This is a genomic window from Microbacterium sp. ET2 (genome assembly GCF_030347395.1).
GTDB classification, from domain to species: Bacteria; Actinomycetota; Actinomycetes; order Actinomycetales; family Microbacteriaceae; genus Microbacterium; species Microbacterium albipurpureum.
Map to the genome: position 1 here is coordinate 3,315,671 of NZ_CP128170.1, position 23,828 is coordinate 3,339,498.

Consider the following 23,828-nt stretch of genomic DNA (forward strand, 5'->3'; position numbering starts at 1 on the left):
CTCCGCGCGGACTCCCGGAGTTATCCACACCCTCGCCGCGTACCGGACGTTCACCTGCCCGTCGTCCCACCGACCCCTGCGTGAGTACCCCCCGTTCACCCGGGCGCTCGACGCTGGTCGTTCTGGGAGGTGGCATGAACCGAGACGCCGTGCTGGCGTGGGTGGAGTCACCCCTGCAACTGATCGGCGCCGCCGAGTGGGCCGCCGCACATCGCATCACCGTGCCGGTCGCCGGGCGACTGACGCCGCAGATGTCCGAGACCGCCGACCTCCTTCTCGCGCGCGGCGCGCGCTTCGGCGAGATGGAGCCTTACCTCGGCATCCCGTGGAAGCTACTGGCGCAGCATGCGCATTGGCTCGTCGGCGACGGATTCTCCGGACAGTTCCGCCTCGCCGCCGCGGTCCTACGTCCCCGCACCCTCACCTTCCTCGATGACGGCGCCATCGCCCTGCCCTTCGCCGACACCCTCCTCCAACGCCGCCCGTACTCCCGCCCGCATGTGACCGAGCGGGGTCTGACCTCCCTCGTCGCACCGTTCACCGCCGAGACGATCGCCCGCCGCGCCCGAACGGGCGCTGCGCACCTCTTCACCGCCTTCGACCTCGGGCGAGACCGGATGTCGGCCCTCGCCGACCGCGGCTTCGCCATCGAGCGGCATCGATTCGCCTGGACGCGGGCCACCGCTCCCGCGCCGGCCGACCTCGGCACCCGCGTCATCCTCGGAAGCGCCAGACCGATCGACGGACGGATGCCGCGCGACACCTATCTGGCGTGGCTCACCGGCCTGGCCGCCGCGGCGCCGGCGGGCACGGGGCCGACGACCTACCTCCCGCATCGGCGCGAGACCGCCGAGCAGCTCGACGCGGTGCGCCGCATTCCGGGTATCGCCCTCACCGCGGCATCCGTCCCGGTCGAGCTGATCCTCGCCGGAGCGACCCGGCCCGTGCATCTTCACACTCTTCCGTCGACGACCTCGACCACGCTGCGACTCGTGCTCGCCGGTACCGGCTCGACGATCAACGGTGAGCCGGTCCCGATGGCGCCGAGCCAGGCGGGAGTCCAGCGATGAGCGATGTCGTCGCCATCATCCCCGCCCGCGGCGGATCGAAGGGGGTCCCCCGCAAGAACCTGCGCCGCGTCGGCGGCATCCCTCTCGTCGGTCGCGCGATCCAGGCCGCCCGGCGCTGCGATCTCATCGACCGCGTCTGCGTCTCGACCGACGACGACGAGATCGCCGCCGTCGCCGAAGAGTGGGGGGCCGAGGTCATCCGCCGCCCCGCCGACCTCTCTGGCGACACGGCGAGCTCGGAGTCGGCGATCCTCCACGCGCTCGACGAGCTCGAGGCGCGAGAGATCCACGTCGGAGTCGTCGCGTTCCTGCAGGCGACCTCTCCGTTCATCGACAGCGAGGCGCTCGCCGGGGCGATCCGTCTGGTGCAGCAGCGCCGTCGCGACAGCGTGTTCTCGGCGATCGAGACGTACGGCTTCCTGTGGCGCAAGGGCACCGGCGACTGCGCCGAGGCGATCAACCACCGCGCCGACCATCGTCCGCGCCGGCAGGACCGGGAACCGCACTACCTCGAAACGGGTGCGTTCTACGTCATGCGAGCCCGGGGCTTCCGCACGGTGCGGCATCGCTTCTTCGGCAGCATCGGGATCGCCGAGGTGTCCGAGCGCACCGCGATCGAGGTCGACTCGTTCGCCGAGCTCGAGGTGGCCCGCGCCCTGGCGCCTCTCGTCGACGCGCCCGAACCCCTCGATGTCGATGCGGTCGTCACCGACTTCGACGGTGTGCACACTGATGACACCGTCACCGTGACCGAGTCCGGCGTCGAAGCCGTGCGCGTCAGCCGCGCCGATGGAATGGGCGTGGCACGGCTGCGACGCGCCGAGATTCCGTTCCTCATCCTCTCGACCGAGGAGAACCCGGTCGTCAGCGCCCGGGGACGAAAGCTCCGTGTCGAGGTTCTCCAGGGGGTAGAGGACAAGGCCGGCGCGCTCCGCGGCTGGGCCGAGGCCGCACGCATCCCGCTGTCGCGGATCGCCTTCCTCGGCAACGACGTCAACGATGTGCCCGCGATGGACATCGTGGGCTGGCCCGTCGCCGTCGGCGACGCCGACCCCGTCGTCATGAGCGCGGCGCGCGTCGTCCTCGACCGCCGCGGGGGCGATGGCGCCGTGCGAGAGCTCGCCGAGCGCGTGCTCCGCGCCCGGAGCGACTCGATCTCCCTCCCCTCCCTCCACCAGAACAGGACCACCCCATGACCGTCACGATCGGCTCTCGCGTCATCGGAGGCGGCCACCCCGCCTACATCATCGGCGAGATCGGACTGAACCATAACGGCGACGTCGAGATCGCCAAGCGCCTCATCGACGTCGCCGCCGACGCGGGCGTCGACGCGGTGAAGTTCCAGAAGCGCACCCCCGAGATCTCGACCCCCGAGCACATGCGCGACATCCCGCGCGAGACGCCCTGGGGCACGATGAGCTACCTCGACTACCGTCGCCGGGTCGAATTCGACCGCGACCAGTACATCGAGATCTCCGACCACGCGATCCTGCGGGGACTGGAGTGGTTCGCCTCGCCGTGGGATGTCCCCAGCGTCGCCTTTCTCGAAGACCTCGGGGTCGTCGCGCACAAGGTGGCCTCCGCCTGCCTCACCGACCGCGCCCTCCTCGGCGCCCTCCGCGACACCGGCAAGCCGGTCATCCTCTCGACCGGCATGTCGACCATGGCGCAGATCACGGCGGCCGTCGAGGTGCTCGGCACCGATGACCTCGTGCTTCTGCACGCGACGTCGACCTACCCGATGGAGCCCGAGGAGGCCAACCTCCGCATGATCCCGGCACTGCGCGACCGGTTCCCCGGAGTGCCCGTGGGGTACTCCGGTCACGAACGCGGCCTGCAGGTCTCGCTCGCCGCTGTCGCGCTGGGGGCCGTCGCCGTCGAACGCCACATCACGCTCGACCGGACGATGTGGGGCTCCGACCACGCCGCGTCACTCGAGCCCGCCGGCCTCCAGCACCTCGTGCGCGACATCCGGATCATCGAGGCAGCCCTCGGCGACGGCGTCAAGCGCGTGTACGACAGCGAGCAGGGCCCGCTGGCCAAGCTGCGCCGCGTCACGACGTGATCGGAGCGGCATGACGGGACCGATGCCGAGGCTCCGAGTCATCGGCATCGCCGACACCGACTCGTACGTGAAGTGGACCGCGGCCCTCGTCGGGAGCGCCCCGGCCGACTGGGAACGCTCGATGCGGATCCTCGACACTCCGCTCGCCGTCTCGAACGAGCAGCAGCGCGCAGCGCTCTCCACCAGCGGTCTGTCGGCGGAAGCGGTCACTCGTGTGACCTTCGAGCAGCTGCGGCAGAGCGTGACCGCCGACCCGCCCGACGTCGTGATCCTCGGTGCTCGGGGCCCGCTCGTGCGCGTCCTGTCGAGGCTCTTCGCCGGTCTGCCTCGCAGACCGGTCATCGTCACGGGGCTGCCCGGCATCTCGATCCCCGCCACGCGGAAGGCGCTCATCTACCGCCAAGGCGCCGACCTCTTCGTCGTCCACTCGCAGCGCGAACGGGTCGAGTTCGCCGCGCTGTCGGCTCACACCGGCATCCGACACCGCTTCGCCCTCGCCACCCTCCCTTTCGCCGCCGCCGCAGCGCGAGGGAGCGCGCGTGAGCGCGACGACAGTTCGTCGGACATCGTCTTCGCCGCCCAGGCGGTGGTCCCGCGCGAGCGCGCCGACCGACTCGAGGTCGCACAGATGCTCCGACGTGCCGCTCTCGCCGACGCCGACCGCCGCGTCGTCGTCAAGCTCCGAGCCGCACAGGGGGAACACCAGACCCATCTCGAGCGCGATTCCTATCCCGATCTTCTCCGTTCGCTCGGGCCGCTCCCCGAGAATCTCGTCGTCTCGACCGAGCCGATGCAGTCGGCGCTCGATCACGCGGCCGGCCTCGTCACGATCAGCTCCACGGCGGCGATCGAGGCGATCGCCCGCGACATCCCGGTTCTCGCCCTGGATATCTTCGGTGTCTCGCCCGCCCTCATCAACGTGGTCTTCGAGGGAAGCGGGGTGCTCGGGAGCGAGGATGACCTCATCGCCGGCAGATTCCGGCTCCCGACCGAAGCGTGGCGGCGGGAGAACTACCTCCACGATCCGGACGAGGATGACTGGACCGCAGCGGTCGAGCGGTTCGTCGACCTCCGGCGGAGGGGACTCCTCGCCGAGGCGACACTGCGCACTGGCCGCGGCGGGCGGCTTCGATCGGCGTGGGAGCGGAGGACTGTGCTGGGACCGATGGACCCGTCACCGGTCGGACGGTTCGCCCTCATGGTCGGCGTTCCTGCTCGGGCCGTCGTGCAGACCGTGCAGCGCGCCCGCGCCCGGAGTCAGGTGTCGCGTTCTGCGGGGCCGATGTCTTCGCGGTGATCGTCCGTCCCGCCCGGGGGATACTCGGCGGGCTCGGGACGCGAGCGCAGGAACAGGATGCTGACGGCCAGCCCACCCCAGACGATGACGATGGACAGGATCAGAAATGCGATGGCGACACCGGTCACTTCGCGTGCTCCTTCCGGTTCGCGGCCTGACCTTCGGGCGGGAACGACGGCCACGCGCGGAAGTCGTCCGGCGAGTGGCGCCACCTCAGCGCCGACATCACGACCGCCGCGACGACGAGGAATGCGATCGTGCCCCAGCCGAAGACCAGCAGGTACCACTCCGGAAGACCGCCGTACCCTTCCACGATCAGCACGACGATGCGCTGGATCAGCATGTAGGCCAACACGATCGGAGCAAGGACGCCCACGAGCAGCACCCACACGCGTCCGACCTGGAAGGTCGACACCGCGTTGAGGTGGTACCGCAGTTCGGGCCCGCCACGGAGCACCCAGATGACCACGACGGTGGTGAGCACCGCCGAGGCGACGATGCCGACGTTGTTGGCGTACTGATCGGTGACATCGAGGGCCAGAAGGCCGGTGGTGGTCGAGAAGAGCAGGATCGACAGCACCGCCGAGACCGAGCCCACGGCGGTGGCCGCCGCGCGCGGGGTCAGTTGAAACTTCTCCTGGAACGCCGCCGAGACCACCTGGAGCACGGAGATCAGCGAGGTGAAGCCGGCGAGGGTGAGCGAGCCGAAGAACAGGCAGCCGAACAGCGGGCCGCCGGGCATCTGCGACACGATCGCGGGGAAGGTGATGAAGGACAGCCCCACGCCGGTGAGGCCTTCGAGCTCGGCGACCTGGATGCCCTGCTGGAAAGCGAAGAACCCCAGTGTCGCGAAGACGCCGATGCCGGCGAGGATCTCGAACGACGAGTTCGCGAACGCCACGACCAGGCCGGGGGAGGTCAGATTCGACCGCCGACGCCGATAGGAGGCGTAGGTGATCATGATGCCGAAGGCGATCGACAGCGAGAAGAAGATCTGGCTGTACGCCGCGATCCACACGTTGGGATCGCCCAGGGCCGCCCAGTTCGGGGTGAACAGCGCGTTCAGCCCGTCGGCTGCGCCGTCGAGGAAGAGGGCGCGGACGACGAGGATCAGGAAGGCCGCGATGAGGATGGGAAGGAAGATGACGTTCGCCCGCTGGAGGCCCTTGGCCACGCCCGCGGCCAGAACGAGGATCGCGGCGATCCACACCAGGGCGAGCGGGATGAGCACGCCCGGCACGAACTCCAGGCTCAACCCGGGGTCGCCGACCTGGAGGTAGTCGGCCTGGAAGAAGGTCGCCGTATCGTCGCCCCAGCGCAGATCGAAGGAGAAGACGAAGTAGCTGAGCGCCCACGCGATCACGGCCGTGTAGTAGAGGCCGATGACGAAGGCGATCGCGACCTGGAACCATCCGAGCGACTCGGTGAAGCGCCCCAGCGATCGGCCGATCCGGCGGAACGCAGTGGGCGCGGCGCCCCGGAAGCGGTGCCCGAGGGCGTAGTCGAGGAACAGGATCGGGATGCCCGCGGTCAGGAGTGCGACCAGATAGGGGATGAGGAACGCCCCACCGCCGTTCTCGTAGGCGACCCCCGGAAAGCGCCAGATGTTGCCGAGGCCGACCGCCGAGCCGATGGCCGACAGGATGAACCCGACCTGGCCGGTCCACTGTTCGCGGGGCCGTGCCGCTGCCGAAGAGGCGGGGGCGTTCTGGGTCACTGTCGTCCTCCGTCGTGGCTGTCGTGCATCACCGCGGTGCCCCCGCACGCTACCAGTCCCGAGGGACGCCGACACCCCCTATCGACGGCCCGTCACGGATTCCCCTCGCTGAGCCTGATCGTGGATCCGGCGCAGGTCCTCCATCAGCGAGCCCACGACGATCCAGTTCGTCGCCGACGGTGCCGTGAGCTGCAGGGGAGCGGTCAGCGCGGGGATGGTGGTCGTCGCCGTCGGCTGCGCATCGCCCGATCGGGGGGCGCGGCGCAGATCCAGACGGATGTCGTGGGCCGCTCGACGCAACTGATCGGCGATCGCAAGGACAGCGGGCTCGGTGGCGAGGCTGGCGTCGTAATGGTCGTAGACGGCACGTGTCATCCCGATCGTCTGGGTCACGACGGGTCCGAAGCGGGCGAGAAGCTGCTCGATCTCGTCGAGCTCCCGCCGGTACCGCCGGGCGCGCGGATTGAGGGAGAGCGAGTCGCGTGCCGTCGCGATCGCCTCGTCGGCGTCGGCCACCATCGGTCGCAGCAGCCGGACGGTGAGCATGAGCTCTTCGATCTGCGGACGCGTCTGCTGTGCGGTGAGCGCATCGGCGAGGCGTTCGAGCGATCGGGCGAGTTCCTCGCCCACTCTGTCGACGGCTTCGTGTGCGGGGGTCACGGCGACCGGCGGCACCATCACGATGTGCACCACCATGCCGATGATCGCGCCGATGATCGTCTCGAGGATGCGGTCGACGGCGTAATCGGGGGTGGTGGCGCCCAGGGCGAGCACGAGCACCGCGCTGATGGCGACCTGGTTCGCCGTTCCCGCGGTCACGCGGGCCGTCCATGCCACGACCAGGGCGACGATGATGGCGACCAGGACGACCCAGGTGGCGTCGCCGAACACCATTCCGAGCCCGGAGGCGATGGCCACACCGACGATGACGCCGACGCTTCGTTCGATCGCCTTCGCGAACGACTGGTTGAGGCTCGGCTGCACCACCAGAAGCGCGGCGATCGCGGCGAACACCGGGGGAGGGCCCTGGATGAGCCAGCCCGCGATGAGCCACGCTGCCACGGTCGCGATCGCGGACTTGGCCACCTGCAGCAGGGGCGCGCGACGGGGGGCGCGGATCGCCGAGGTCAGTCGCATACCTCAACGCTAGCCACGTGGGTCGGGGTTGACAGCGTCGACGGCTCCCGATGGGCTGGGGGTTCGTGAAAGTGAAGGAGAGCGGATGTCTCGGGTGCTGGTTTTCGGTGGACACGGCAAGGTCGCGATGCTTCTGGCGCCGCTGCTGGTCTCGCGCGGGGACGAGGTGACCGCGGTCATCCGGAATCCCGCCCACGCCGACGAGGTCGCGGCCACCGGTGCGACGCCCCGTGTGGCCGACATCGAGCAGCTCGACACCGTGGCGCTCGCCGAACTCGTGGCGGGGCACGACGCGATCGTCTGGTCGGCCGGCGCCGGCGGTGGGGATGCCGCGCGCACGTACGCGGTGGACCGCGACGCGGCGATCCGCTCGATGGACGCTGCGGGCCGGGCCGGTGTCGCGCGCTACGTGATGGTGTCGTGGCTGGGGTCCAAGGCCGATCACGGCGTGCCCGAGGACGACGACTTCTTCCCCTACGCCGACGCGAAGCTGGCTGCTGACGATCATCTTCGCGGCAGCGATCTGGAATGGACGGTGCTCGGACCGGGCGCTCTCCTGGACGAACCCGGCACGGGGCGCATCACCATCGATCCGGAGGGACGCGGCGCAGTACCGCGTCACGATGTCGCCGCCGTCGTCGCCGCGGCGCTGCACGAACCCGCGACCATCCGGCGGACGCTGCGCTTCGGCGGGGGAGAGCAGCCGATCGCCGAGGCCGTCGTCGGGTCAGACGCGCGGTAGCGCTTCGGGACGCGGCTCACCCCTCGTGGCGTCCGCTACGGTCGGAGTATGAGCGGGGAGGCCCGGGAGAGGGATGACGACGTCGATCTGCTGATCGACGCCTGGTCCCGTCGGCTCCCCGACATCGATCTCACGCCGCTCGACGTCATGTCGCGGTTGCGGCGCGTCGCCCTTCGGCTGGCCCGACTCCGGGCCGAGGCCTTCTTCAGCGCGGGGCTGTCGGTGTGGGAGTTCGACGTGCTGGCCGCCCTTCGCCGCGCGGAGGATCCGCACGAACTGAGCCCCGCTCAGCTGATCGAATCCACCATGATCGGCAGTGCGGCCATGACCAACCGCCTGGAGAAGCTCGCTGCCCGCGGCCTCGTCGAACGGCGACCCAACCCGCGTGACGGTCGGGGTGTGCTGGTGCGGCTGAGCGCCGAGGGGACCGAGCGGGTCGACGCTGCGATGACGGAGCTCGTCCGGCGGGAAGCCGAGGAGCTCGCGGGGCTGTCCCGCGAGGAGCAGGGTCTGCTCACCCGTCTTCTCGGGCGCCTGCTGAGCTGAGGTGCGAGCCGGCGGTGTCCTTCCGTGACATCGCGCCGCCGCATCCTTCCCTTCCCGCGACCTCTCCTGCCATTGTGAGATCATGCGCCGCCCGAAGCTCGTCCTCGCCGTCCTCTCCCTCACCGCGTTCGCCCTGGCACTCAGCGCCTGCGCGCCCGGTGAACCGAGCCCCGGGACGTCGTCCGTGATCGCCCCCGTGACCGAGTCGGCGAACGATCTGCAGGGCGCCACGGTCGATCTCATCGTCGGTCAGGTGCTGAACATCGACACCGGCGACCTCGCAGTCGACAGCTACGAGGGCGAGGTCGCCGATCCCGCCGTCGCGGAATTCGTGCAGGGCGGGGATGACGGCAGCGCCACCTTCAACCCCGGCGTGCGGGCCCTCGCCGAGGGGACGACGACGGTCACGATGACCAATCAGGACGGCGGAATCCAGCCTCTCGAGTTCACGGTCGAGGTCTCCGCCGGCTGACGCATTCTGATAACCTGAAGTGTCACGCGTGTGACGGTTCCACCATGCCCGGGTTCCGAACTCGGGATGACGCGTGGGCCGGTACGCCACAAGTGACACCGTACGACCACAATCCGCTCCGCCTCGGGGCCGGGATTCGTCCGCTTTCGCGTGCGGGTCAGGCAGCCGAGGCCCGAACACCACACCACCAAGGACAACCCACTACATGACTACCGCAACGACCGCCCCGGCCACCAAGCAGGTCGCGATCAACGACATCGGATCTGCCGAGGACTTCCTGGCCGCGGTCGAAAAGACCCTGAAGTTCTTCAACGACGGAGACCTCATCGAAGGCACCGTCGTGAAGATCGACCGCGACGAGGTGCTCCTCGACGTCGGCTACAAGACCGAGGGCGTCATCCCCTCGCGCGAGCTCTCCATCAAGCACGACGTCGACCCCAACGAGGTTGTGGGCGTCGGCGACCACGTCGAGGCCCTCGTCCTTCAGAAGGAGGACAAGGAAGGCCGCCTGATCCTGTCCAAGAAGCGCGCACAGTACGAGCGCGCCTGGGGCGACGTGGAGAAGATCAAGGAGACCGACGGCGTCGTCACCGGCCAGGTGATCGAGGTCGTCAAGGGTGGCCTCATCGTCGACATCGGCCTGCGCGGGTTCCTTCCCGCCTCGCTCATCGAGCTGCGTCGCGTCCGTGACCTCACCCCGTACCTCGGGCAGGAGATCGAGGCGAAGATCCTCGAACTCGACAAGAACCGCAACAACGTCGTCCTCTCGCGTCGGGCCCTGCTCGAGCAGACGCAGTCCGAGTCGCGCACCACGTTCCTGAACAACCTGCACAAGGGTCAGGTCCGCAAGGGCACGGTCTCGTCGATCGTCAACTTCGGTGCCTTCGTGGACCTCGGCGGCGTGGACGGCCTCGTGCACGTCTCCGAGCTGTCGTGGAAGCACATCGAGCACGCGTCCGAGGTCGTCGAGGTGGGCCAGGAGGTCACCGTCGAGATCCTCGAGGTCGACCTCGACCGCGAGCGCGTCTCCCTGTCGCTGAAGGCGACGCAGGAGGACCCGTGGCAGGTCTTCGCCCGCACCCACGCGATCGGTCAGATCGCGCCGGGCAAGGTCACCAAGCTCGTGCCGTTCGGCGCCTTCGTCCGCGTCGCGGACGGCATCGAGGGTCTCGTGCACATCTCCGAGCTCTCGGGCAAGCACGTCGAGCTCGCCGAGCAGGTCGTCTCGGTCGGTGAAGAGGTCTTCGTCAAGATCATCGACATCGATCTCGAGCGTCGCCGCATCTCGCTGTCGCTGAAGCAGGCCAACGAGTCGGTCGACCCCTACGGCACCGAGTTCGACCCCGCCCTCTACGGCATGGTCACCGAGTACGACGAGAACGGGGAGTACAAGTACCCCGAGGGCTTCGACCCGGAGACCAACCAGTGGAAGGAAGGCTTCGACGAGCAGCGCGAGGCCTGGGAGCAGGACTACGCCGCCGCCCAGGCGCGCTGGGAAGCCCACAAGGCCGCCGTCATCAAGGCCCTCGAGGCCGAGGCCAATGCCCCCGCGGCAGAGTCGACGGGATCGTCCGCATTCACCTCCGACTCTTCCGCCGGCGGCACGCTGGCCGACGACGAGGCGCTCGCCGCGCTCCGTGAGAAGCTGTCGGGTCGCTGAGCCCGCACCACCCGCGCAGAGGGCCGGAACCCGCCCAGGGTTCCGGCCCTCTGCCGTGCGCGCAGGGATGCGACGGGATGTGTCGCGTAGCGTCGGACCGGTGAGCGACGCGACCGGGCACGTACCGGGCAGTCGCGCATACCGGCGTCTCCTCATCGCCCTGTTCTTCGCCGGAATCGCCACGTTCGCGCAGCTGTACTCACCGCAGGCGGTGCTGCCGCTGATCTCCGCCGACCTCGGCGTCTCGCCGCCGACCGCCTCCCTCGCGGTCTCGGCGACGACACTGGGATTGGCTGCCGCCGTCATCCCGTGGTCCATCGTCGCGGACCGTCTCGGTCGCGTGCCGGCCATGACGATCGGGATCTGCGCCGCCACGCTCCTCGGACTGCTGGCGCCGCTGTCGGGCGACATCGGGGTCTTCCTGGCCATCCGACTCGCGGAGGGCGCGGCGCTCGGGGCGATACCCGCCATCGCCCTGGCCTATCTGAGCGAGGAGGTCGACCCGCGCCACACGGCGTCGGCGGCAGGAAGCTATATCGCCGGCACGACCGTGGGCGGGCTGTCGGGCCGGCTGGTGTCAGGCCCTGTCGCCGACCTCGTCGAATGGCGGACCGGTCTGTGGGCAGTGGCGATCCTGTGTGCTGCGTCGGCCGTCGTGTTCCTCTGGCTCGTCCCCCGAGCGCGAGGTTTCGTCGCGTACCGCCACCGGCCCGAGCGCCGACTCGGCGAGCGACTGGCCGTCGTCCTGCGCACACCGGCCCAGCTCGCGATCGACGCCCAGGGATTCCTCCTGATGGGAGCTTTCGTCGCCGTGTTCAACTACCTCGGGTTCCATCTCGCAGAGCCTCCGTTCTCGTTGCCCGGATGGCTGGCGACCCTGCTGTTCCTCTCCTACCTCGCCGGCACGGTCTCCTCTCCCTTGGCGGGGGCGCTCGCCGTGCGTCACGGGCGACTCCCGGTGCTCCTCGGCGGCATCGCGGCGATGCTCGTGGGGCTCGGAGCGCTCCTGACGCCTTCGACAGCGGTCGTGCTGATCGGTCTGCTCGTCTTCACCGCGGGGTTCTTCGCGGCCCACGCCGTGGCGTCGGGCTGGGCCCCGGTCGCGGCGTCGGCCGACACGCGGGCGCAGGCGTCGTCGCTGTACTACCTCGCCTACTACGGCGGGTCGAGCCTGTTCGGCTGGTGCCTCGGCTTCGTCTACGCCGGGACCGGATGGATGGCCTTCGTCGCGGCGCTCGCGGCGATGTGCACCGCTGCCGGGGTCATCGCCTCGGCGGTGCTGCGCTCCGCAGGTCGCGCGCCTCGATAAGGTGAGCGCGTGACTCAGACGCGCGCGGGCGACGCAGAACTCGGCACGGCCCCGCCCCGGGCACCGCTGGTGCTGACCGCCCTGATTCTGGCCGCACTGGTGTGCAACATCAACCTCGCCGCCGCCAATGTCGCCCTTCCCGACGTCGGGGACGCGTTCGGCGCGACGCAGACCGCACTGAACCTCGTCGCGGTCGGATGCGGGCTGGGGCTTGCGATGTCGGTGCTGTACCTCGGCGCGCTCGCCGACCGCTACGGACGCAAACAACTCCTCCTGCTCGGTCTGACGCTCACCGTCGTCGCGAGCTTCCTCTCCGCCTTCTCCCCGTCGGTGGAGATGCTCATCGCCGCGCGGATCTTCACCGGCGTCGCGGCGGGAATGGCCTTTCCCACGACCCTGTCGCTGATCACGGCTCTCTGGGCTCAGGGGCCCCGTCGCACCGTGGCCATCGCCCTGTGGTCGGGTGTCAGCGCCACGGCTGCGGTCATCGGCTCCGTGCTCGCCGGGCTGCTGCTGACGATCTGGTGGTGGGGCTCGGCCTTCCTGCTGGCCGCGCCCATCGCGGCGATCGCACTCGTGCTCGTCGCACTCTTCGTGCCGTCTCATGTCAAGGAGTCGGAAGAACCCGTCGATCACCTCGGGGGCATCCTCGCGACCCTCGCGATCGCGGCGCTCGTCCTCGGGGTGAGTCTCGTCTTCGCGCCGGGCCAGACCTCGCTCGGGCTCATCCTGCTGGGCGCCGCGGTGGTGCTCCTGGCACTCTTCGCCTGGCGCCAGGTTGCGGCGCGGCATCCGATCTACGAACTGAAGGTCGCTCGTCGGAGGATGTTCTGGGTGCCGGCGACCGGCGGCACCATCGTCTTCGGCTCGCTGATGGGCGCGATGTTCGTCGGGCAGCAGTTCCTGCAGAACATCCTCGGCTACACCACCCTCGAAGCGGGGCTCGCGGTGGTGCCGGCCGCGGTCGGGCTCCTCCTGTGCGCACCGCTGTCAGCACGGCTGCTCACCTCGCGCGGGTCGCGCGCGACCATGCTCGCGGGGTACGCGCTCGTGCTCCTGGGCTTCCTCACCACCCTGCTATGGGGAGAGTCGACGCCGTACGTGCTCGTCGGCGCCGGCTTCCTCTTCATCGGCAGCGGAGCCGCGTTCGCGATGACGCCGGCCTCGCGTGCGCTCACCGAGAGCACGCCGGTGAGGCGGGTCGGTATGGCATCCGCGACCTCGGACCTGCAGCGCGACCTCGGCGGATCGATCATGCAAGCCCTGCTCGGCGCGGTTCTCGCGGCCGGCTTCGCTGCCTCCTTCGCCCGACAGATCGCCGCGTCGGCGGAGGCGCAGTCGGTGAGCGCCGAGGTGACGCAGGCGCTGCAGGCCTCGTACGCGTCGGCGATGCGGGTCGCCGAGCAGTACCCGCAGTACGCCACCGAGATCGCCCAGGCCGCGACGCAATCCCTGCTCGACGGGGCGTTCTTCGCCTATCTCATCGGTGCGGTCGCGATCGTCGTCGGCGCGACGGTGGTCGCGGTCTTCCTTCCCGGATTCGCCCGCGAGAAGGAGCTCGTCGCAGGATATGCGCGCGCAGACGCCGAGCTGCCGGCGGGGCGGACGTAGGCGCATGGACGTCACCCCCACCGCATCCGTGCCCTCTGCCGCCGTCGAGACGCGACGTTGGGTCGACGTCGTACTCGCCGATCGCGCACGTGGACGTTCGCCCGCCCTCACACAGCTCCTTCTCGGTGCCCTCGTGCTCGCGGTGGCGATCGCGGTGCTGGCCACCGAGCACGTCGGAAGCATGGCGGTCTTCTTCGGGGGTGTGATCGGCGTCTTCATCCTCACCGGGCTCGCCCTCGTGGTGCCGTGGGAGCGGATGTCCTCCTGGTGGCTGATCGCGATCCCCCTCGCCGACATCATCGCCGTCGGCGTCATCCGAGGCGCCGCGCCGGCACTGGGAACGGGGCTGCTGTTCATCTTCCCGGTGATGTGGCTGGCCGCCGGTTTCGGATTGGTGGGGCTCATCTCCGGGGTCGCGACCGCCACGGTGACCTACTGGGTGACCGTCGCCATCGGGCCCTCGAATCCCGTGATCCTCAGCACGATCCTGCTTCCGGTCGTGCTCGTCGCCGTCGGGCTCACCTCCTTCATCGCCGCACGCCGGGCGGCGGCGCAACGGATGCTGCTGGACAAACAGGCAGCGCTGCTGAGACAGTCGGCCGAGCGGGCCCGGCGCCAGGAGCAGCTCGTGACCGAGGTGCTGGACGCCGTCGACTTCGGCATCATCCGCATCGATGAGACCGGGGCGGTCACGGTGACCAATGATGCCCATGCGCGCCTGCAGCAGGTGCTCGCCGACGTCGAGGGCGAGGACCAGCTCGAGGCCTATCGGATCGATCGCACGACCCGTCTCCTCAGGGAGGAACTCCCGCTCGAGAGGGCGCGGCGCGGCGCGGTGTTCCAAGACGAACGCGTGTGGTTCGGCACGCCGGGGGGTCTGCAGCGGGCGCTGAGCTTCACAGCGCGGCGACTGCGCGATTCCGACGGTCGGGATGCCGGGGCCGTCGTCGTCTCCCGGGACGTCACCATCGAGATGCTGGCGGCGCGGGCGCGCGACGAGGTGATCTCGTCCGTGTCGCACGAGCTGCGCACGCCGCTGACGTCGATCCTCGGCTACATCGAGCTCGCCATCGACGATCCCGAGACGCCCTCCCGGATCCGGTCGAACCTGCAGATCGCCGACCGCAACGCCGAGCAGCTGCTCGAACTCGTCTCCGATGTCCTGACCGCTTCGGCGGCGGCCGACGACCGCGTGGAACTGGTGATGGAGCCGGAGGTGGTGGAGGTCTCCGCGGTCGTCCGGGCTGCGGTCGAGTCGCTGGTGCTCCGCGCCGGCGAGCGCGGTGTCACGATCGACACGGCCCGACTGCGCCCGGCGCAGGCTTACGTCGACCCCCGTCGGCTGGCGCAGGTGATCGACAATCTGCTCTCCAATGCCGTCAAATACAACCGCGAGGGCGGACGAGTGTCCCTGCAGTCCGCCACCACCGGGCGATGGACCGCGATCGTCGTCGAAGACACCGGGGTGGGGATGACCGAGGACGACGTCGAGGCGCTCTTCCAGCGCTACTACCGCGGCGTTGCGGTGCGCTCCTCGACGGTGTCGGGTACGGGACTCGGACTGGCGATCAGTCGCGACATCGTGCGGGGACACGGCGGTGACATCACCGTCAGCAGCGTGCTCGGCGTGGGTTCGACGTTCACCGTGACCCTTCCCGCCACGCGTCCCGGCGGGGCGGTGGAGGGCTGATGCTCGCGCATCTCGATCTGGTGACGACAGCGGTGATGACCGCCCTCGTCGTCTTCGTCGCAGGCACCGTCTTCCTCCTGGAGACCGTGCTCCGCCGGGACGATGCGGCCGGGCGCGCGTGGGCTCTCGGATTCCTCGGCGCCATCCTCACGTCACTGCTCTATCTCGCCTGGGCAGCCGATCCCACCGCCCTCTGGGCGGTCGTGGCGGGAAACGCCGCATTCATCGCCGGAACCGGCGCCATGTGGATCGGCTGCCGCCTCTACAACGGTCGCCGGAACGGAGCGGCCATCGGCGTGATCGCGGGGCTCACCGCGGCCGTCGCCGTGGCGACCCTGCTCGAACAGCCGGTCCTCGCCGACTGGGCGGGATCGGCGTGGACCTTCGGCGCTCTTGCCGTCGTCGCCGCGGCGGCGGCGACCGAGTGCTTCCGCGGCTCTCTCGGTGGGATGCGGACGGCCTGGGTGCTCGGGGCGGTCTTCGCCATCGAAGCCGTGTACTTCTTCTTCCGTCTTGTCGCATTCCTTCTGCTCGGCCCCGACGACCCGTTCTTCCAGACGTGGTTCGGCAGCGCTGTCGTCGGGATGCTGACCGTGCTCCTGATCATCGTCGCCGTGGTGGTGACGTCCGTGCTGCGCGCCGGACGGGCGGAGCTGCGTCACCAGCGCGCACTGGCCGGGGTGGAGGACGTGGTGACGGGGATCCTCACCGAGAGACGTTTCCGAGCCGCCCTGGCCTCCCTGACGTCCACGGCGCAGGCCCGGGGAGTGCCGCTCGCAATCATCGAGGTCAGACTCGACGACCTCGCGCACATCGCCACCGCCTTCGGCGAGGAGGCGCGCCGCGAGGCGATCGAGGTGTGGCGCGAGGCGGTCCGAAGCCACGGGCCGCTGTTCTCGGTGATGGGGGAGGATGGCGACGGCGGGATCGTTCTCGTCACCCCCGCGACCTCGCCGAGCACCGCCCGCCGAGAGGCCATGACGCTCTATCGCGGCAGTTTCGACGCCCTCGGTCAGCTCTCGGGCGTGGGCCTCCCCGTCGTCGGCGTCGGCGTGGCGCTGACGGAGGTCGTCGGATACGACGCCGAGGCGCTCCTGCGTGTGGCGCGCACGAGCGCCGTGAGCGGATTCTCCAGCGCCGACTCGGCCGTGGTGGTCGCACGCACCGCCGAAGGCTGAGGACTACTCGGGACGGCGGGTCGTCGTGAGGGCCTCGATGCGGGCCCGCAGCTCCCGTGGACGGAAGGGCTTGCGCAGATACTCGTCGGCGCCGGCGTCGAGCCCCTGCTGCGCGTCGGCCTCCTGCACGAAGGCCGTGATCATGATGATGTGCGTGGCGCTGAATCGACGGATCCGCCGGGCGGTCTCATACCCGTCGATGCCCGGCATGCTGATGTCGAGTGTGACCACTTCGGGTGATACTCGGCGCACCAGCTCGACGCCGTCCAGGCCGTTGTCGGCGGCGTGGACGACGTAGCCCGCCGACTCCAGGACGAGCGAGATGAGCGACCGGATGTCGTCCTCATCTTCGATCACGACGGCTGACTGTGTCACCGCGCTGCCTCGCTTGCTTCGGTCGCGTTCGGGGGTGCGGCCGCCGGCCCAGTCTAGAGTGCGCACCTCCCCGGTGTCCGAGCGGGCGACGTGGCATGCTCGGAGAATGCCTCTGCTCGCGCTCACCGGGGGGATCGCCTCGGGCAAGTCGACCATCGCCCGAAGACTCAGCGACCACGGTGCCCTCGTCGTCGATGCCGACGCGATCGTCCGCGACGTCCAGGGTCCAGGAACTCCGGTCCTCGCCGCTCTCGCCGCGGAGTTCGGCGACGACATCCTCCGTGAAGACGGGGCACTGGACCGGGCCGCGCTGGCCGGTCGCACATTCGGCGATCCCGCGGCGGTCGGGCGCATGAATGCCATCGTGCACCCTGCGGTCCGGGCGGAGTCGGCCCGACGCTTCTCCGAGGCGTTCGCGGAAGACCCCGCGGCGGTGGTCGTCTACGACGTCCCGCTACTGGCCGAGGCCCGCGCCGGCGACCCGTGGGACCTCGTCGTGGTGGCCCACGCGCCCGCCGAGATCCGACGGCGGCGGCTGATCGAGCTGCGGGGCTTCACGGAGCAGGCCGCGACCGCCCGCATCGCCGCGCAGGTGACCGATGACGAGCGCCTCGCCCTCGCCGACGTCGTCGTCGACACGGCCGTGCCGCTCGCGGACACGCTCTCCCAGGTCGACCGGCTCTGGCGGGACCTGCCTCGGTTGATCGCGGAGAAAAGCGCCGCACGCCGCTGAGTCCGGCGTACTCTGTCGCTACCGATCAGGAGGAGCCGACATGGGTGTGCTCTCGAGATTCCGTCGGCGACGGAGGGCGCCGTACCGCGCGGTCACCGAGGAGGAGCAGATCTCGCGGTACGTCTACCTGCTGAACACGCTGCCGGCAGCGGTCATCGAGAGCGCCCACGCGACGGCGTTCCGCGATCTGCCTCTCGAGCGCCGGCGCGAGATGCTCGCCGAGCTCCGACCGTTCCTGAACGACGCCGAGCGGCGGGATGCCGAGGCTGAGCCGGGTCTGCTGGCCACGCTCGTCCGTCGCGCCGAGCACTACCGCCGCGAGCGCTCGGACGGTCTGATGACGCCTGAGGGGGCCGATTCCTGGGAGGCAGCCGACCCCCGGTCGATCCTGATGAGCGCCGGGGTGATGACGGTCGTCGCGCAGCAGTTCCTCCTGACGCAGGCGGTCACGGCGTACTTCACCGTGGGCGCGGGATCCCTCATGCTCGCCGAGCAGCCGGGATGGCTCGTCGACACCGTCGACCCGACGGCGGGGTCCGTCGACGCGGCCGGGTGGGGCGGCGACGGGGGATTCGGCGGCGGCGGCTTCGGCGACGGTGGCCTCGGCGGGATGGACGCGGGGGGATTCAGCGGCGGTTTCGGCTGAGGGACCGGATGTCGGAGGGCGCGCCTACCCTGGAACAGTGCAGACCACACGATCCGTCAGGCCCTTCGAGGTCGTCAGCGAGTACGAGCCGTCCGGTGACCAGCCGCAGGCGATCGCCGACCTCGCCGCTCGTATCAACGCCGGCGAGACCGACGTCGTCCTCCTGGGAGCGACCGGAACGGGGAAGTCCGCCACCACCGCGTGGCTGATCGAGGCGGTGCAGCGGCCCACGCTGGTGCTGGCGCACAACAAGACCCTGGCCGCACAGCTGGCCAACGAGTTCCGCGAGCTCATGCCGCACAACGCGGTGGAGTACTTCGTGTCGTACTACGACTACTACCAGCCCGAGGCCTACGTGCCGCAGACGGACACCTTCATCGAGAAGGACTCCTCCATCAACGCCGAGGTCGAACGACTGCGCCACTCCACGACGAACTCGCTGCTGTCCCGTCGCGACGTCGTCGTCGTCTCCACCGTGTCGTGCATCTACGGTCTCGGCGCCCCCGAGGAGTATCTGCGTGCGATGGTGGCGCTGCAGGTGGGGGAGGTCTATGATCGCGACTCGCTGATCCGCAAGTTCATCTCGATGCAGTACAACCGCAATGACGTGGACTTCTCGCGGGGGAACTTCCGCGTACGGGGCGACACGATCGAGATCATTCCGGTGTACGAGGAGTACGCCATCCGGATCGAGATGTTCGGCGATGAGATCGAGGCGCTCTACATGCTCCACCCCCTCACGGGTGACGTCGTGCAGCGCATGGACTCGGTCCCGATCTTCCCCGCTTCGCACTATGTCGCGGGCACGGAGACCGTGCAGCGCGCGATCGGCACGATCGAGCACGAGCTCGCCGAGCGCTTGAAGGAGCTGGAGTCGCAGAACAAGCTGCTCGAGGCCCAGCGGCTGCGGATGCGGACGACGTTCGACCTCGAGATGCTCCAGCAGCTGGGGTTCTGCTCGGGAATCGAGAACTACTCCCGTCATCTGGACGGACGGATGCCGGGGGAGCCGCCGCATACTCTGCTGGACTTCTTCCCCGACGACTTCCTCATGGTCATCGACGAATCGCACGTGACCGTTCCCCAGATCGGCGCGATGTACGAGGGTGATGCGTCGCGCAAGCGCACGCTGGTGGAGCACGGGTTCCGGCTTCCCAGCGCGCTGGACAATCGCCCGCTGCGCTGGGATGAATTCAAGGAGCGCATCGGGCAGACGGTCTACCTCTCCGCGACCCCGGGACGCTACGAGATGGGCATCGCCGACGGGGTGGTCGAGCAGATCATCCGGCCCACCGGACTGATCGACCCGCAGATCGTGGTCAAGCCCTCGAAGGGTCAGATCGATGATCTGCTCGAGGAGATCCGTCTGCGGGTGGAGCGCGACGAGCGCGTGCTCGTGACGACCCTCACGAAGAAGATGGCCGAGGAGCTGACCGACTTCCTCGGCGAGCACGGCGTGCGTGTGCGGTATCTCCACTCCGACGTCGACACCCTTCGTCGAGTGGAATTGCTGACCGAACTGCGCGCCGGCGTGTACGACGTCCTGGTCGGTATCAACCTCCTCCGTGAGGGTCTCGACCTGCCGGAGGTGTCGCTGGTGTCGATCCTGGATGCCGACAAAGAGGGCTTCCTCCGGTCCGGCACCTCGCTCATCCAGACCATCGGCCGTGCGGCGAGAAACGTCTCCGGTGAGGTGCACATGTACGCCGACACCATCACGGACTCGATGCGCAACGCCATCGACGAGACGAACCGTCGACGTGACAAGCAGATCGCGTACAACCTCGAGCGCGGCATCGACCCGCAGCCGCTGCGCAAGCGGATCGCCGACATCACCGAGGTGCTCGCCCGTGAGGCTGATGACACGAAGGCCCTGCTGAACCGCAAGGACTCTCGCGTGAAGTCCGGGAAGGGCAAGTCGCCCACGCCGCAGCTGCGACGTGAGGGCATCGCAGCCGAGGGTGCAGAACAGCTGGAAGCCACGATCGCCGATCTCTCCGGCCAGATGCTCGCGGCCGCCGGCGAACTGAAGTTCGAGCTCGCGGCGCGCCTGCGCGACGAGGTGCAGGACCTCAAGAAGGAGCTTCGCGCGATGGAGCGAGCCGGTCATGCCTGACTCGTCGATGGCGCAGCGTGTCAGCCTGATCACCCTGGGTGTCGCAGACCTCGAGCGCGCGCTGGCGTTCTACGGCGCACTCGGATGGACGCCGCACGCTCAGTCGATCGACGATGTCGTCGCCTTCTTCCAGCTCGACGGCTTCGTGCTCGCGCTCTGGGGGAGAAGCGAGCTCGCCGAGGACTCCGGTGTCGTGGACTCCGGCGGATGGGGCGGGGTGACCCTGGCGCACAACGTCTCCTCCGCCGCCGCTGTCGATGCCGTCCTCGACGCAGCCGCAGACGCCGGAGCACGGATCAGTCGTCCAGCCGGGCCGACCCCGTGGGGCGGCTACTCCGGCGTCTTCGTCGACCTCGACGGGCATCCGTGGGAGGTCGCGCACAATCCCGGGTGGCAGCTCGACGGTGCGGGGCGGGTGTCGATCGGCTGAGACGAGCGTGCCACCGGTCTCGCTCCGCGCGAACGCCGGACTCCATGTCGGAGGCCCCACCTACACTTGACGGGTGCCCATCGTTCCCGTCGCCCTGCCCGGTTCTCCCGCTTCCTCAGGCCTTCCGACCGGCTCCGCATCCGGCGGAAACCACTCCTTCGGCTCGTCCGGAAAGCTCAGCGTCCGCGGCGCTCGTGTCCACAATCTGAAGGACGTCGATCTCGACATCCCGCGTGACTCGCTCGTCGTCTTCACCGGCCTGTCCGGGTCGGGGAAGTCCAGCCTCGCCTTCGACACCATCTTCGCCGAGGGCCAGCGCCGGTACGTGGAGTCGCTGAGCGCCTACGCCCGCCAGTTCCTCGGCCAAGTCGACCGTCCCGACGTCGACTTCATCGAGGGGCTGAGCCCCGCCGTCTCGATCGATCAGAAGTCGACCAACCGCAACCCCCGGTCGACCGTGGGCACCATCACCGAGATCCACGACTACATGCGGCTGCTGTGGGCCCGAATCGGCATACCCCACTGCCCCGAGTGCGGCGAGATCATCCAACGACAGACCGTGCAGCAGATCGCCGATCAGCTCATGGAACTTCCCGAGCGCACCCGCTATCAGATCGTCGCGCCGGTGGTCTCGCAGAAGAAGGGCGAGTTCGTCGACCTCTTCAAGGAACTGAGCGCGAAGGGTTACTCGCGCGCCATCGTGGACGGCGACATGGTTCAGCTCGCCGATGCCCCGGCGCTGAAGAAGAGCTACAAGCACGACATCGCCGTCGTCGTCGACCGTCTGGTCGCGAGCCCCGACATCCTCTCCCGGGTCACCGACTCGGTGGAGACGGCGCTGGGGCTTGCCGGCGGAGTCATGCAGGTCAACTTCGTCGACCGCGAGGGCGATGAGGCCTGGCAGTCCTTCTCCGAGAAGTTGGCGTGCCCCAACGGGCATCCCCTGCAGCTCACCGAGATCGAACCCCGCACGTTCTCCTTCAACGCCCCCTTCGGCGCCTGCCCCGCGTGCTCGGGCCTCGGCACCCGGATGTCGGTGGATGTCGAGCTCATGATCGGCGACGAAGACCTCTCGATCCGAGAGGGTGTGCTGATCCCGTGGACGACGCAGGGCAAAGGGCTCTTCCAGTACTACGAACGGCTGCTGGAAGGACTCGCGCGCGACCTGGATTTCTCGCTCGACACCCCGTGGCGCAAGCTCCCCGCCGACATCAAGGACGCGGTCCTGCGTGGCGAGAACTACAAGGTCACCGTCCGGTGGAAGAACCGGTACGGGCGGGAGATGCGGTACTCGTCCGGCTTCGAGGGCGTCGTTCCCTACATCGAGCGGCAGTACCTGCAGGCCGAGTCCGACACGCAGCGACAGCGGTGGGCGGAGTTCCTCCGCGAGGTTCCCTGCCCGGTCTGCGACGGCGCGCGCCTGAAGCCCGAGGTGCTCGCGGTGCAGGTCCACGGTCACTCCATCGCCGATGCGTCCCGGCTGAGCCTGGGTGACGCCCACGCCTTCTTCGCCGATCTCGAGCTGACCCCGCGTGAAGCCAAGATCGCCGCGCAGGTGCTGCGCGAGATACGGCTCCGACTGGACTTCCTCATCCAGGTGGGCCTGAACTATCTCAACCTCAGTCGGTCCGCAGGCTCGCTGTCGGGTGGAGAGGCGCAGCGCATCCGTCTCGCGACGCAGATCGGCTCGGGCCTGACCGGCGTGCTCTACGTCCTCGACGAGCCCTCGATCGGTCTCCACCAGCGTGACAACCGTCGCCTGATCGAGACGCTCGTCAAGCTCCGCGATCTCGGCAACACCCTCATCGTCGTCGAACACGACGAGGAGACGATCCATGCGGCGGACTGGATCGTCGACATCGGGCCGCGCGCGGGTGTCGACGGCGGCGAGGTGGTGCACTCCGGGCCGCTGGACGCGCTCCTGGCCGACCCGCAGTCCATCACCGGCGACTATCTGTCGGGTCGCCGTGCGATTCCGACCCCCAAGAAGCGACGTCGGATCGATCGCTCGCGCAAGATCAGCGTCGTGGGCGCCCGGGCGAACAACCTCCGCAACGTCACCGTCGACTTCCCCCTCGGCGTGCTCACCGCGGTGACCGGCGTCAGCGGCTCGGGAAAGTCTTCCCTCGTGAACGACATCCTCTACCAGGTGCTGGCGTCCCGGCTCAACGGTGCGCGCACCGTCCCGGGCAAGCACACGCGGGTGACGGGTCTGGACAACCTCGACAAGGTCGTCCACGTCGATCAGGCGCCGATCGGCCGTACGCCCCGCTCGAACCCCGCGACGTACACGGGTGTGTTCGACCGCATCCGCACCCTCTTCAGCGAGACGCCCGAAGCCAAGGCACGGGGGTACCAGCCGGGCCGGTTCAGCTTCAACGTCAAGGGCGGTCGCTGCGAGGCATGCTCGGGGGACGGCACCATCAAGATCGAGATGAACTTCCTCCCCGACGTGTATGTCGACTGCGAGGTCTGCCACGGCAAGCGGTACAACCGCGACACCCTCTCGGTGCACTACAAGGGCAAGAACATCGCCGAAGTGCTCGAGATGCCGATCTCCGAGGCGGCGGAGTTCTTCGAGCCCATTCAGGCGATCCACCGCTACCTGAAGACCCTCGTCGATGTCGGGCTCGGCTACGTGCGGCTGGGACAGTCGGCGACGACCCTTTCCGGGGGCGAGGCGCAGCGCGTCAAGCTCGCAACGGAACTGCAGAGGCGCTCGAACGGCCGGAGCATCTACGTCCTCGACGAACCGACGACGGGTCTGCACTTCGAGGACGTGCGACGCTTGCTCGAGGTGCTGAACGGGCTGGTCGACAAGGGGAATTCGGTCATCGTGATCGAGCACAACCTCGATGTCATCAAGTCCGCCGACTGGGTGATCGACCTCGGTCCCGAGGGCGGATCGGGCGGGGGTCAGGTCATCGCCACGGGTACACCCGAGCAGGTCGCGCGCATCGAGGAGAGCCACACCGGCGCCTTCCTTGCCGAGGTGCTCGGCGAGTCGGCGGTCCGCAAGGCCGGCTGAGTCGGC

21 protein-coding genes are annotated in these 23,828 nt (G+C 69.1%); 17 read left to right on the plus strand and 4 right to left on the minus strand.

All coding sequences use genetic code 11. The features are described from left to right. Positions 1 to 134 precede the first annotated feature (134 nt). Genes QSU92_RS16065 through QSU92_RS16080 form a run of 4 tightly spaced genes read left to right on the plus strand, consistent with a single transcriptional unit; the run spans position 135 to position 4,432 of the window. Positions 135 to 1,070: a hypothetical protein gene (locus QSU92_RS16065; RefSeq protein WP_289263411.1), complete on the plus strand. Its 936-nt coding sequence runs from the start codon at positions 135 to 137 to the stop codon at positions 1,068 to 1,070. Continuing rightward, positions 1,067 to 2,266, plus strand: coding sequence for an acylneuraminate cytidylyltransferase (locus QSU92_RS16070; protein ID WP_289263413.1), 1,200 nt, complete (start codon positions 1,067 to 1,069; stop codon positions 2,264 to 2,266). The genes QSU92_RS16065 and QSU92_RS16070 overlap by 4 nt, the downstream gene beginning before the upstream one ends. Further along, positions 2,263 to 3,135, plus strand: coding sequence for an N-acetylneuraminate synthase family protein (locus QSU92_RS16075; RefSeq protein WP_289263415.1), 873 nt, complete (start codon positions 2,263 to 2,265; stop codon positions 3,133 to 3,135). Before QSU92_RS16070 ends, QSU92_RS16075 begins: the two co-directional genes overlap by 4 nt. A 22-nt stretch (positions 3,136 to 3,157) precedes the next feature. Beyond that, positions 3,158 to 4,432, plus strand: a complete 1,275-nt coding sequence (locus QSU92_RS16080; protein WP_289263417.1) for a DUF6716 putative glycosyltransferase — start codon at positions 3,158 to 3,160, stop codon at positions 4,430 to 4,432. Here the strand turns inward: QSU92_RS16080 and QSU92_RS16085 are convergent. From QSU92_RS16085 to QSU92_RS16095, 3 genes are all read right to left on the minus strand, one after another. After that, positions 4,393 to 4,560, minus strand: coding sequence for a methionine/alanine import family NSS transporter small subunit (locus QSU92_RS16085; RefSeq protein ID WP_289263419.1), 168 nt, complete (start codon positions 4,558 to 4,560; stop codon positions 4,393 to 4,395). The genes QSU92_RS16080 and QSU92_RS16085 overlap by 40 nt on opposite strands. Further along, positions 4,557 to 6,149, minus strand: a complete 1,593-nt coding sequence (locus QSU92_RS16090; protein WP_289263421.1) for a sodium-dependent transporter — start codon at positions 6,147 to 6,149, stop codon at positions 4,557 to 4,559. Before QSU92_RS16090 ends, QSU92_RS16085 begins: the two co-directional genes overlap by 4 nt. A 78-nt stretch (positions 6,150 to 6,227) precedes the next feature. Continuing rightward, positions 6,228 to 7,286 (minus strand): FUSC family protein, encoded by a 1,059-nt coding sequence (locus QSU92_RS16095; RefSeq protein ID WP_289263422.1) that lies wholly within the window; start codon positions 7,284 to 7,286, stop codon positions 6,228 to 6,230. Between the two features lie 85 nt (positions 7,287 to 7,371). Here QSU92_RS16095 and QSU92_RS16100 point away from each other — a divergent pair, with 85 nt between their 5' ends. The 8 genes from QSU92_RS16100 to QSU92_RS16135 all read left to right on the plus strand — a co-directional run bounded on the left by QSU92_RS16100 (position 7,372) and on the right by QSU92_RS16135 (position 16,494). Further along, the gene (locus QSU92_RS16100; protein WP_289263424.1) at positions 7,372 to 8,028 is read left to right on the plus strand and encodes an SDR family oxidoreductase; all 657 of its coding nucleotides are present in this window, start codon (positions 7,372 to 7,374) and stop codon (positions 8,026 to 8,028) included. A gap of 48 nt (positions 8,029 to 8,076) precedes the next feature. Then, positions 8,077 to 8,574 carry a MarR family winged helix-turn-helix transcriptional regulator gene (locus QSU92_RS16105; protein WP_289263426.1) on the plus strand — a complete coding sequence of 166 codons (498 nt, stop codon included), beginning with the start codon at positions 8,077 to 8,079 and terminating at the stop codon, positions 8,572 to 8,574. An 82-nt stretch (positions 8,575 to 8,656) separates the two neighbouring features. After that, positions 8,657 to 9,046, plus strand: coding sequence for a hypothetical protein (locus QSU92_RS16110; protein WP_289263428.1), 390 nt, complete (start codon positions 8,657 to 8,659; stop codon positions 9,044 to 9,046). A 205-nt stretch (positions 9,047 to 9,251) separates the two neighbouring features. Further along, positions 9,252 to 10,706 (plus strand): 30S ribosomal protein S1, encoded by a 1,455-nt coding sequence (rpsA, locus tag QSU92_RS16115; protein ID WP_289263430.1) that lies wholly within the window; start codon positions 9,252 to 9,254, stop codon positions 10,704 to 10,706. 67 nt (positions 10,707 to 10,773) lie between these two features. Next, positions 10,774 to 12,015, plus strand: coding sequence for an MFS transporter (locus tag QSU92_RS16120; protein ID WP_422880390.1), 1,242 nt, complete (start codon positions 10,774 to 10,776; stop codon positions 12,013 to 12,015). A 9-nt stretch (positions 12,016 to 12,024) separates the two neighbouring features. Further along, complete coding sequence (locus tag QSU92_RS16125) at positions 12,025 to 13,626, plus strand: MFS transporter (protein ID WP_289263435.1); 1,602 nt, start codon at positions 12,025 to 12,027, stop codon at positions 13,624 to 13,626. Positions 13,627 to 13,630: 4 nt separating this feature from the next. Further along, a complete protein-coding gene (locus QSU92_RS16130) occupies positions 13,631 to 15,316 on the plus strand; it encodes a sensor histidine kinase (RefSeq protein WP_289263437.1) in 1,686 nt (561 codons plus the stop codon). Further along, positions 15,316 to 16,494: a hypothetical protein gene (locus QSU92_RS16135; RefSeq protein WP_289263439.1), complete on the plus strand. Its 1,179-nt coding sequence runs from the start codon at positions 15,316 to 15,318 to the stop codon at positions 16,492 to 16,494. Before QSU92_RS16130 ends, QSU92_RS16135 begins: the two co-directional genes overlap by 1 nt. 3 nt (positions 16,495 to 16,497) lie before the next feature. Here QSU92_RS16135 and QSU92_RS16140 read toward each other — a convergent pair whose 3' ends face one another. Next, positions 16,498 to 16,869, minus strand: a complete 372-nt coding sequence (locus QSU92_RS16140) for a response regulator transcription factor (RefSeq protein ID WP_289263442.1) — start codon at positions 16,867 to 16,869, stop codon at positions 16,498 to 16,500. 106 nt (positions 16,870 to 16,975) lie between these two features. Here QSU92_RS16140 and coaE point away from each other — a divergent pair, with 106 nt between their 5' ends. From coaE to uvrA, 5 genes are all read left to right on the plus strand, one after another. After that, the gene (gene coaE, locus QSU92_RS16145) at positions 16,976 to 17,602 is read left to right on the plus strand and encodes a dephospho-CoA kinase (protein ID WP_289263443.1); all 627 of its coding nucleotides are present in this window, start codon (positions 16,976 to 16,978) and stop codon (positions 17,600 to 17,602) included. A 40-nt stretch (positions 17,603 to 17,642) separates the two neighbouring features. Further along, entirely contained in the window at positions 17,643 to 18,248 is a 606-nt protein-coding gene (locus tag QSU92_RS16150) for a hypothetical protein (protein WP_289263445.1), read from the plus strand. A gap of 37 nt (positions 18,249 to 18,285) precedes the next feature. Further along, complete coding sequence (gene uvrB, locus QSU92_RS16155) at positions 18,286 to 20,364, plus strand: excinuclease ABC subunit UvrB (RefSeq protein WP_289263446.1); 2,079 nt, start codon at positions 18,286 to 18,288, stop codon at positions 20,362 to 20,364. Next, a complete protein-coding gene (locus QSU92_RS16160) occupies positions 20,357 to 20,794 on the plus strand; it encodes a VOC family protein (protein ID WP_289263447.1) in 438 nt (145 codons plus the stop codon). The genes uvrB and QSU92_RS16160 overlap by 8 nt, the downstream gene beginning before the upstream one ends. Before the next feature lie 73 nt (positions 20,795 to 20,867). Continuing rightward, complete coding sequence (gene uvrA / locus QSU92_RS16165) at positions 20,868 to 23,822, plus strand: excinuclease ABC subunit UvrA (protein ID WP_422880391.1); 2,955 nt, start codon at positions 20,868 to 20,870, stop codon at positions 23,820 to 23,822. The last annotated feature ends 6 nt before the right edge of the window (positions 23,823 to 23,828 follow it).

What these genes read in the sequence shown, in the direction of transcription:
- QSU92_RS16120 (WP_422880390.1), top strand. Translation starts at nt 10,774, where the DNA reads ATGCGACGGGATGTGTCGCGTAGCGTCGGACCGGTGAGCGACGCGACC.
- QSU92_RS16135 (WP_289263439.1), top strand. Translation starts at nt 15,316, where the DNA reads ATGCTCGCGCATCTCGATCTGGTGACGACAGCGGTGATGACCGCCCTC.
- QSU92_RS16160 (WP_289263447.1), top strand. Translation starts at nt 20,357, where the DNA reads ATGCCTGACTCGTCGATGGCGCAGCGTGTCAGCCTGATCACCCTGGGT.
- QSU92_RS16105 (WP_289263426.1), top strand. Translation starts at nt 8,077, where the DNA reads ATGAGCGGGGAGGCCCGGGAGAGGGATGACGACGTCGATCTGCTGATC.
- QSU92_RS16080 (WP_289263417.1), top strand. Translation starts at nt 3,158, where the DNA reads ATGCCGAGGCTCCGAGTCATCGGCATCGCCGACACCGACTCGTACGTG.
- QSU92_RS16065 (WP_289263411.1), top strand. Translation starts at nt 135, where the DNA reads ATGAACCGAGACGCCGTGCTGGCGTGGGTGGAGTCACCCCTGCAACTG.
- rpsA (WP_289263430.1), top strand. Translation starts at nt 9,252, where the DNA reads ATGACTACCGCAACGACCGCCCCGGCCACCAAGCAGGTCGCGATCAAC.
- QSU92_RS16095 (WP_289263422.1), bottom strand. Translation starts at nt 7,286, where the DNA reads ATGCGACTGACCTCGGCGATCCGCGCCCCCCGTCGCGCGCCCCTGCTG.
- coaE (WP_289263443.1), top strand. Translation starts at nt 16,976, where the DNA reads ATGCCTCTGCTCGCGCTCACCGGGGGGATCGCCTCGGGCAAGTCGACC.
- QSU92_RS16075 (WP_289263415.1), top strand. Translation starts at nt 2,263, where the DNA reads ATGACCGTCACGATCGGCTCTCGCGTCATCGGAGGCGGCCACCCCGCC.
- QSU92_RS16100 (WP_289263424.1), top strand. Translation starts at nt 7,372, where the DNA reads ATGTCTCGGGTGCTGGTTTTCGGTGGACACGGCAAGGTCGCGATGCTT.
- QSU92_RS16070 (WP_289263413.1), top strand. Translation starts at nt 1,067, where the DNA reads ATGAGCGATGTCGTCGCCATCATCCCCGCCCGCGGCGGATCGAAGGGG.
- QSU92_RS16110 (WP_289263428.1), top strand. Translation starts at nt 8,657, where the DNA reads ATGCGCCGCCCGAAGCTCGTCCTCGCCGTCCTCTCCCTCACCGCGTTC.
- QSU92_RS16150 (WP_289263445.1), top strand. Translation starts at nt 17,643, where the DNA reads ATGGGTGTGCTCTCGAGATTCCGTCGGCGACGGAGGGCGCCGTACCGC.
- QSU92_RS16130 (WP_289263437.1), top strand. Translation starts at nt 13,631, where the DNA reads ATGGACGTCACCCCCACCGCATCCGTGCCCTCTGCCGCCGTCGAGACG.